We start from the raw sequence: 9,373 nt of genomic DNA, 5'->3' as shown, positions 1-9,373 counted from the left end.
TCGCCTTGTCCTTCGCGCCGACGTGGAGAATGCCGTTCGCGTCGATGTCGAAGCTCACTTCGATCTGCGGCGTGCCGCGTGCTGCCGGCGGAATGCCTTCGAGGTTGAACTCGCCCAGCAGCTTGTTCCCAGCCGCCATCTCGCGTTCGCCCTGGAACACCTTGATGGTCACGGCACCCTGATTGTCGTCAGCCGTCGAGTAGATCTGTGCGTGCTTGGTCGGGATAGTCGTATTCTTGTTGATCATCTTCGTCATCACGCCACCGAGGGTTTCAATACCCAGCGACAACGGCGTCACGTCCAACAGCAACACGTCCTTGCGATCGCCCGACAGAACCTGGCCTTGAATTGCGGCGCCGACGGCCACGGCTTCGTCCGGGTTCACGTCACGACGCGGTTCCTTGCCGAAGAATTCCTTGACCTTGTCCTGCACCTTCGGCATACGCGTCATACCGCCGACCAGGATGATGTCGTCGATATCGCCGACCTTCACGCCTGCATCCTTGATAGCGACACGGCACGGTTCCATGGTGCGCTCGATCAGGTCTTCAACCAGCGACTCCAGCTTCGACCGGGTTATCTTCAGATTCAAGTGCTTCGGACCTGAAGCATTCGCCGTGATGTACGGCAGGTTGATTTCAGTCTGGGTAGTTGACGACAACTCAATCTTCGCTTTTTCCGCCGCTTCCTTCAGGCGTTGCAGCGCGAGTACGTCCTTCGACAGATCGACGCCTTGTTCCTTCTTGAACTCGCCAATGATGTATTCGATGATGCGCTGGTCGAAATCCTCACCGCCAAGGAACGTGTCACCGTTTGTGGAAAGCACTTCAAACTGCTTTTCTTTGTCAATATCCGCAATCTCGATGATTGATACGTCGAACGTGCCTCCACCTAGGTCGTACACCGCGATTTTGCGGTCGCCCTTTTGGTTCTTGTCCAGGCCAAACGCCAGTGCGGCTGCGGTCGGTTCGTTGATGATTCGCTTCACTTCAAGACCCGCGATATGGCCGGCGTCTTTCGTGGCCTGACGCTGGCTGTCGTTGAAGTAAGCCGGAACCGTGATCACGGCTTCCGTCACTTCTTCGCCGAGATAGTCTTCGGCGGTCTTCTTCATCTTGCGCAGCACTTCGGCCGAGATTTGCGGCGGTGCGAGTTTTTTGCCACGGACTTCGACCCAGGCGTCGCCGTTATCGGCGCGCACAATCTTGTAGGGCATCAACGCGATGTCCTTTTGCACTTCCTTTTCGTCAAACCGACGTCCGATCAGCCGTTTGATGGCGTAGAGCGTGTTCTGCGGATTCGTGACCGACTGGCGCTTCGCTGGCGCGCCGACAAGAATCTCGTTGTCGTCAACATATGCAATGATCGATGGCGTTGTACGCGTGCCTTCCGCGTTCTCGATCACCTTGACCGTGTTGCCCTCCATGATCGCCACGCACGAGTTCGTCGTTCCCAGATCGATACCAATAATCTTGCCCATTTTAATCACTCTCCTGACTTTGATTGTGGCGCGTCCTGCATCGGACTTCACCGTGCTTTCTCATTGAACTTCAAACGGTCGCTTAATATTCAACCCTGTACGCCAAGTTTGACCGTTCGCGTCTTGCCCGATTGCGAACACTTCGCGAACACTGATGCGCCTCTGCATAGTTCCTGTTCATTTGAAAATTTTCTCAAGAAGTTTGCCCGCAACAAGCACCATGTCGGCAAATTGCAGCCGACTTTCACACCTTGCGATGTCTGAGATGAAAACAGACTTTCCAAGGAAAAGCTTTAAGTTGGGGCGGTGACCGTCACAAGCGCCGGACGCAACACGCGCCCTGCTATCACGTAGCCTTTTTGCAGCACCTTCACCACCGTGTTCGCTTTTTGATCTGCCGGCACGACCGTAACCGCCTGATGTATATGGGGATCAAACTTTTCGCCGACAGGATTCACTTCGACAATACGGCCCTTTTCTAATGCGCTAATCAATTGCCGCAGAGTGATTTCAAGTCCCTCGCGGACCTTCTCAAAGTCACCGGATGAATGAGCAAGCGCTGCCTCCAAGCTATCGAGTACGGGCAGCAAGTTCTCAGCGAAGCTTTCAATCGCGAATTTGCGTGCCTTCTGCACATCTTCCCGGGCCCTGCGTCGCACATTTTCTGTCTCGGCTTTAGCGAGCAAAAACTCATCTTGCAATGATGCGACCTCAGCCCGTGCTTCCAAAAGTAGTGCGCTAGATTCGGGGAGGTCTTGGTCTTGGGCTTGAGGTGCGCCGATCGCGTCTGGCCCGTCTGACAGCCGTACAACGTACGGGTCGTTGGTGGCGGAAGCGCTTACCGGAGACTGAGAATCGAACTTTTCTGGCATGGTTTCCACATCATTCGGGACTTTGCTGTCGATGAAATTGAGCCGGATAGCCAACACTCCTATCTTAGTTGTGATCGTCCATTGCACGGGAGTTCGGAAACTACTCAGTCAAAGGTGTTTAATTCGTTTTCTTAGTCCGCGACATTGAGAGAGGATCTGTATCCCTGCTGCTTTATTGCCGGGAAGTGCGCAACCCATTTCGATCAAGCCGCAAGTCTCCATGAGTAGATTCCGACTCTAGCGGCTGTAGCACTTCATCTCTACGCTTACCAATTCGCGCAACGGCATGGCGGCGTGTATGCATCAAGCTGACGAGAGTGATTTAACAGGTTGTATAAACCTCGCGGGTGGCTTCGGCGAGCAGGCAGATTAGCCAATCTTTTTTAACAGGACCCCGGTATGTTGAGAAGTGTAGAAGATCTTAAATCCTGCAGGGTCATTTGCCTGGATGGCCATTTCGGCGAGGTGAAGCATATCTATTTCGACGACGAAACGTGGGGAATCCGCTTTATCGTTATTGAGGCCACAGGATGGAACGACTGGCAGGAAGTATGCGTATCGCCTCTTTCTATTGGGGGGGTCGATTTCGAGGCAGGCGTTGTCACATTCAATTTGACAAAGCGGCAAATGAAGAAAAGTCCTCCCATCGATACCGGAAGACCAGTTTCCCGCCTTCAGGAAACCAAGCTTTTCAACTATTACGGATGCAAACCCTATTGGGCCGCCAGAGCGACACCGACCCATATGTCTCGCTTTGCGTCCGAGGACTCACGGCTGGTACTCGAATCGTTGCGATTGCGTCCGACGCTTCACGTTAAAGGCTCACGAGAAAACATACATCTGCTGAGCGGGCGACAAGTAGGAAGCTTTTCCGTGTCGACCACTGACGGAATCATTGGGCACGTTGCTGACGTTGTGTTCGACGATGAGGCATGGGTGGTGCGCTACATGACAGTCGATACGCGAGACTGGTGGGACAGCCCAAGAGAAGTATTAGTCTCGACCGATTGGGTCGAGCGTGTGGACTCGGACTGCTCTACTGTTTTAACGTCGCTGACTCGAGACGCCGTTGAGCATTGTCCAGCGTACGTGGACGCAATTCCTCTGAGCCGCATGTATGAGACTCAGCTCCATAATTTCTACGGTCGAGAAGCATACTGGTCTCGATAGTCGTCGTGGTCGTTAGGTGCTTCCTATTGCCGTCAAGGCATAAGTACACAAATCCGCTATCCACAATCTGTGAGCCATCGAATGAAAAAAACCTACCCAGCCCGCTCAGCCGAGGCCCTGTTCGCGCCCATGCGTGCAGGTGCCTTCGAACTCGCCAATCGCATCGTCATGGCGCCCCTTACGCGAAACCGAGCCGGCGCAGGCTTAGTGCCAGGTCGGTTTGCTCTCGAGTATTACGTCCAACGCGCCACGGCAGGCCTGATCATCGCAGAAGCCACCCAGATATCGGCACAGGCGCAGGGCTACGCGGGTACGCCCGGATGTTATACGGACGATCAAGTACGAGGTTGGAAGAAAATTACTGACGCCGTGCATGCGAAAGGCGGAAAAATCGTTGTTCAGTTGTGGCATACGGGGCGTGTCTCTCACACTAGTTTCCAGCCAGACGGGCAGGCGCCCGTTGGCCCTTCAGCGATTAGGGCGAAAACCAAAACTTTCTTGGCTAAAGAGGGCTTTGTCGATGTGTCAATGCCGCGCGCTCTCCGGTTAGAGGAGATCGCGGGCATCATCGAGGATTTCCGTCACGCCTCCATCCGAGCCGTCGAGGCCGGATTCGATGGAGTTGAACTGCATGGAGCCCACGGCTACCTGCTTGACGCTTTTCTGCGTGATGGCACCAATCACCGGACCGACGCATATGGTGGCTCCATAGAGAACCGCTCGAAACTCCTTCTCGAAGTTACTAGGGTTTGCGCTGACGCCATTGGCGCAGACCGCCTCGGGGTTCGGCTATCCCCTGTCTCGACCGCCGGCGATTCACGGGACAGTGACCCGCAGGCGCTCTTTGAGCATGTCGTAGGAGCCCTCAATCCCCTTCGTTTGGCGTATGTGCACATTGTGGAGGGCGAGACTGGGGGCGCCAGAGACAGTATTGCGTTTGATTATGCCGCCCTGCATGACTGCTTTGACGGCGTCTGGATGGTCAACAACGGCTATGACCGACAGATGGCGATCGATGCGGTGGCGAGCGGCCGCGCTGATTTGGTTTCGTTTGGACGGTTATTTATGGCCAATCCCGATCTCGTGGAGCGGCTTAGAGTGAATGGTCCGCTTAACGACCTGATGGGGCCGGAAACGTTCTATGGTGGCGGCACCCACGGTTATATCGACTACCCCACGCTTGAAGATAGCGGCGCCGCGATAGCGCTTGCGTGAAAAGCCTTGGCTCGAATACGACTCAGGGATATTAACAGCCGTCACCGGTCGCGGTGCCATCCCCTACATCGGAAGGGACAGGCCGGTTATTTGTTTTCCGAGCGTGCCCTTGCATGGTAGTGCCTCATGCATTCAGGGCGTCATGAGTTCTGTATCAAATTAGGAGATTCATCGTGTCTGACGATAAACAATTGAAACAAGCGGTGCTTGACGGACTGAAGTGGGAACCGAGCGTAAACGCTGCTCACATCGGCGTAACTGCGAAAGCTGGTGTCGTGACTCTCTTGGGTCACGTAGATAGCTATGCGGAGAAATTTGCAGCGGAGAAGGTTACGCGCCGGCTTAAGGACGTCAAGGCAGTCGCCGAGGAACTTGAGGTTCGTTTGCCCTTCAACGTAAAACATGGCGACGAAGAAATTGCTTCCGCGGCGGTAAGTCGTATGAAATGGGACACAGCGATCCCCAGCGACGCGGTTAAGGCTAAAGTGGAAAAAGGCTGGGTTACTCTCACCGGCGAAGTCGATTGGCATTATCAGCAAGACGCCGCGGCGTACGATGTCCGCGGACTATGGGGTGTAGTCGGCGTCTCAAACGAGATCACCATCAAGCCGCGGCCAAATACGTCAAAAATCAGAGACGATATTATCGTCGCATTGGACAGGTCGTGGTTTGATCCCGCGACGATCAACGTCACCGCACAGGGTGGAAAAGTGAAGTTGACTGGGAACGTAAAGTCCTGGTATGAGCGGGACGAGGCAACCGCCGCCGCTTGGGCCGCAGCTGGCACGACTAATGTCGAGAACGACATCGCCGTGATCTGACTAGTCCCGCGCCTGCCGACCGACGCAGTGGCTCGGCGGGTCGATGGACCACAGCGGCACGCGGAGTTGACTAAATTAGCCACCTACCCGGCGTCAGTGTTTGTAACAAGATTGCCTGCCCGATAAATCGCGAGCCGATACGGGGAATCTATGCTGCAATGTGCGGCAACACCGTCAGCTTTTTAAGCCAAAACGGTAGAAGGCGGCCTTTGTGATTTCGACAAGCACGAGATATGCAACGGTCACGGGGATGACGTAGACAAACACCATCGGAGGTGGCGTCACAAAACCGAACCACTTTCCCACAGAAAGAAGTGGAAGGCCGATCGCCACGGCCACAGCAGACAGAGAGATGCCAACCAGAAACCAGCTCGGCCGGCTGGAGAACGACCATCGTCGTGTGCGAATGCAGAAAACGACCAGTATCTGCGTCGTCATCGATTCGATAAACCATCCGGTCTGAAACAGCCCGGGACCTGCCCTAAACAGATGGAGCAATGCGTAAAACGTGAGGAAGTCGAAGACGGAGCTGATTGGCCCAAACACGACCATGAATCGCTGGATCAGGTTGATGTTCCATTTGATTGGTGCACTGACCGCCTCCGGATCGACGCAATCAAAAGGAATGGCGATTTCGGAGACGTTGTAGATGAGGTTATTGAGCAATATTTGGATTGGCAACATGGGGAGAAAAGGCAGAATAAGCGCCGCGCCCGCCATGCTGAACATGTTGCCAAAATTAGAGCTAGCCCCCATCAAGACATATTTGGACACATTCTCCACGGCACTGCGTCCTTGGACTACAGCGTCCCGCACAACCGACAGATCATGTTCGAGCAGGATGAGATCTGCGGCGGCGCGCGCCACGTCAGCGGCCCCATCAACAGAGATCCCGACGTCTGCCGCATGCAGCGCCGGAGCATCGTTGATGCCGTCTCCCATGAAACCAACGACGTTTCCAAGCCGCTTGAGGGCCAGCAGGATACGATGCTTCTGCTGTGGATTGATGCGGCAAAACAGGTTCACCCGCTGGAGTTGTCCGAGCAAAGCCTCATCCGAAAGATGGGCTAACGAATCGCCTGTGAGGACGCCCGTCACTGCGACGCCGATCTCGTCGAAGACGTGGCGGGTAACGAGTTCGTTATCGCCGGTAAGCACTTTCACTGTTATACCGGCTTCGGACAACGCCTTGATCGTCTTACCGGCGCTAGGTTTTGGGGGGTCAAGAAAAACGGCATAACCGGAGAACGTCAAGCTGCACTCGTCGGTGAGAGCTGCAGTCTGATGGCTTGTATCCACCTCACGGCTCGCGATGCCGAGTGCACGAAGCCCCTGTGCACCGAGGGCGTCGAGAGTCTTCTCGAAGACGCGCCGCGTCTCAGGATCGATCGGTAGTTCTTGGCCATCCTGCGTTACGTATCGATCGGCAAGTCGCAACAGGTCTTCGGGTGCGCCTTTAACCACTAGACGGCGCTTGGCGTTGTGCTCGACCAGGACCGATACGCGCCGTCGCTCAAAATCGAAAGGGACTTCGTCAAGCTTCTTCCAGCCGGTCATATCAAACGGACGGGCAGCAAGTATTGCTTCGTCGAGTGGACTTTTCATACCGCTTTCGAAGCGGCTATTGATATAGGCATCCGCATAGGCGCGGCCACTTTCGACGCCGTGGCCGTCGATCGCGCGGACAAGCTTGATAGTAGCTTCCGTCAGCGTCCCAGTCTTGTCGGTGCACAGCACGTTCATGGCGCCGAGATCGTGTATAGCCGAAAGGCGCTTGACGATCACTTTTCTTTTGGCCAGTGCAATCGCCGATCGGGCAAGGGTCACCGTCACGATCATCGGTAGCAGCTCAGGCGTCAGCCCCACAGCGAGCGCCGCCGCAAACATTAGCGATTCCAGAATTGGCCGATGAAACGAGATGTTTACAACAAGGACAAACAGCACCATCAACACGGTGAAACGCATGATCAACATGCCGAATCGACGAATACCGACCACGAATGCCGTGTCAGGTGGTTTTTCCGCCAGGGTCGTCGCGAGGTGTCCGAGTGCCGTCCTGCCGCCAGTTTGGCATACGACGATTGTCGCAGTCCCGCTGATGACTGAGGTGCCCGCAAATACCGAGTTGGATGCTCCTGCCGGCTTCTCGGCACCGGATGGCAAGTCGCCGGCTTGTTTCTCAGCCGGATAAGACTCGCCCGTGAGAAGGGCTTGATTTACAAATAAATCGCGGCTTGCAAGCAATCTCGAATCAGCGGGAACAAGGTCGCCAGCGATCAGTTCAACAATGTCGCCAGGGACCAGTCGGTCCATCGGCAACGACACGCATGTGCCGTTACGTCGGACGGTGGCCTCAACCGCCACTGAGCGGCGCAGCGCCTCGACCGCATTCTGGGCGCGCACCTCCTGGACGAAATCGATGATCATGCTAAGCATGACAATGCTCAGCACGATGATGAAGCTCATCATGTCACCAGCCGCCGCGGATAGTCCGCTTGCGAAAAGCAGGATGATGACGAGTGGATTGCGGAAGCGGGCAAGAAATCGGAGCCACAGCGGCGCCTGCTTGTCGATTGCGGCGTCGTTTGGTCCATAGGTCGCTAAGCGCGACTGCGCCTCAGACGTCTTTAGGCCGGTAGCGGTAGTTGCCAAGTGAACAAGAAGCCTATCTACGGGCCCGCTCCAGAAATCATCGGGAGTGGGTTCGCCATTTGCGACACCGATAGCATCGTGGAGATCCGGCTCCCTAACGCCCTCGCATTTACCGATCGTTTTCATCGCCTTCCGTTCGGTTGTAATGGGGCTGCGCTGTGCAGCACGCCAGTGGCGACAGCGAGATCACCCTGTGCAACGATGCGGACATCCATCGCCGGTTTGCCAATATGGATGTCAAGATCCCGGAGGGCGTCCGCTATGCGCTCGATCATCTCGGATTTCGCACCAGGCGTCAGCGCAAAGCTGTCGATCGCAAAGGCCAACTCGTAGTCCAGGAGGGAGTCCGTGAATGCACATGCGTAGGCCTGCGGAGTGGTGCCGTGGGCGATGTCTGGGCTACCGGTGGCAGCCGCTATTAACGCTTGGATCACGCGCGAAGGCGCTACTGCGAGATCGACCCTGAGACTAATAATGCAGCGGTGGGGACCCTTTGGACGGCTGTGATTTGTCACGATAGACTTTGAGATGAAGCTATTCGGTATGACGACAGTGTCATGTGACCACGTCTTAAGGCGGGTGGCCCGCCAATTGACCTGCATTACCTGACCAGAAACCAGGTCAGCCAGGGTAATCCAGTCTCCTGCTCCAAACGGACGCTCGATGTTTATCGCGAGACCGGAAAGCACGTCGCCCAAGGTGTTTTGCAGTGCGAGGCCGAGGACAATTGCCAGAACGCCAGAAGTGGCCAGGAAGGTTGAGACCGGTTCTTTGAAGACAGTGCCGACAATACCGACAAACGCAAGGGCATAGATAAGACCCGATGCAAGGTCCGCGAACAGGCGTCGCGCGTGAGGCTCGTCATTATCGGGGAAAAACGTTCGGAGTAGCACTAGATCAAGCAGACTTTTGAACAACCACGCACCTAGAATCCACCACACGATCCCGAACAATTCGCGTGGTAGGCGCAGGCCACCTCCCGCCGTCCCGAAGAGAAATTGTCCTAGAGGATTACCTGTCCGCGGAAATACTGCGGTAATCAGCAGTAGCACACCACCGCCGCCAAACAGTGGGTGGTAAGGTCGAAGGTATGGCAGTGCACGAAGCAACAGAAGCACGGCCGCAGTCGATAGGAGGCAAATCTCTGTCAAACCAATCATCTT

At 55.5% G+C, this 9,373-nt stretch carries 7 protein-coding genes; 3 read left to right on the top strand and 4 right to left on the bottom strand.

From position 1 onward, the window contains the following. Positions 1 to 1,480, bottom strand: a 1,480-nt coding sequence (dnaK, locus tag ACRXB1_RS00665; RefSeq protein WP_449490728.1) for a molecular chaperone DnaK, incomplete at its 3' end; no start/stop codon positions are given. Positions 1,481 to 1,773: 293 nt separating this feature from the next. Further along, the gene (grpE, locus tag ACRXB1_RS00660) at positions 1,774 to 2,439 is read right to left on the bottom strand and encodes a nucleotide exchange factor GrpE (RefSeq protein WP_449490727.1); all 666 of its coding nucleotides are present in this window, start codon (positions 2,437 to 2,439) and stop codon (positions 1,774 to 1,776) included. A gap of 312 nt (positions 2,440 to 2,751) precedes the next feature. Here grpE and ACRXB1_RS00655 point away from each other — a divergent pair, with 312 nt between their 5' ends. From ACRXB1_RS00655 to ACRXB1_RS00645, 3 genes are all read left to right on the top strand, one after another. Then, positions 2,752 to 3,522 carry a PRC-barrel domain-containing protein gene (locus tag ACRXB1_RS00655; RefSeq protein WP_449490726.1) on the top strand — a complete coding sequence of 257 codons (771 nt, stop codon included), beginning with the start codon at positions 2,752 to 2,754 and terminating at the stop codon, positions 3,520 to 3,522. Positions 3,523 to 3,603: 81 nt separating this feature from the next. Beyond that, positions 3,604 to 4,737, top strand: a complete 1,134-nt coding sequence (locus ACRXB1_RS00650; protein ID WP_449490725.1) for an alkene reductase — start codon at positions 3,604 to 3,606, stop codon at positions 4,735 to 4,737. Between the two features lie 173 nt (positions 4,738 to 4,910). Continuing rightward, positions 4,911 to 5,558, top strand: coding sequence for a BON domain-containing protein (locus tag ACRXB1_RS00645; protein ID WP_449490724.1), 648 nt, complete (start codon positions 4,911 to 4,913; stop codon positions 5,556 to 5,558). Between the two features lie 174 nt (positions 5,559 to 5,732). Here the strand turns inward: ACRXB1_RS00645 and mgtA are convergent, their stop codons facing one another. Then, the gene (gene mgtA, locus ACRXB1_RS00640; RefSeq protein ID WP_449490723.1) at positions 5,733 to 8,336 is read right to left on the bottom strand and encodes a magnesium-translocating P-type ATPase; all 2,604 of its coding nucleotides are present in this window, start codon (positions 8,334 to 8,336) and stop codon (positions 5,733 to 5,735) included. Beyond that, positions 8,333 to 9,370: a mechanosensitive ion channel family protein gene (locus ACRXB1_RS00635; protein WP_449490722.1), complete on the bottom strand. Its 1,038-nt coding sequence runs from the start codon at positions 9,368 to 9,370 to the stop codon at positions 8,333 to 8,335. Before ACRXB1_RS00635 ends, mgtA begins: the two co-directional genes overlap by 4 nt. Positions 9,371 to 9,373: the final 3 nt, after the last annotated feature.

The organism is Caballeronia sp. M23-90, assembly GCF_053574605.1.
Note: the sequence above shows the minus strand (reverse complement) of the source record. Positions and strands in the feature narration are given on the sequence as shown.

Bases quoted from the DNA above. Each gene is read 5' to 3' on its own strand.
- ACRXB1_RS00635 (WP_449490722.1), bottom strand. From the start codon at position 9,370: ATGATTGGTTTGACAGAGATTTGCCTCCTATCGACTGCGGCCGTGCTT.
- ACRXB1_RS00650 (WP_449490725.1), top strand. From the start codon at position 3,604: ATGAAAAAAACCTACCCAGCCCGCTCAGCCGAGGCCCTGTTCGCGCCC.
- mgtA (WP_449490723.1), bottom strand. From the start codon at position 8,336: ATGAAAACGATCGGTAAATGCGAGGGCGTTAGGGAGCCGGATCTCCAC.
- ACRXB1_RS00655 (WP_449490726.1), top strand. From the start codon at position 2,752: ATGTTGAGAAGTGTAGAAGATCTTAAATCCTGCAGGGTCATTTGCCTG.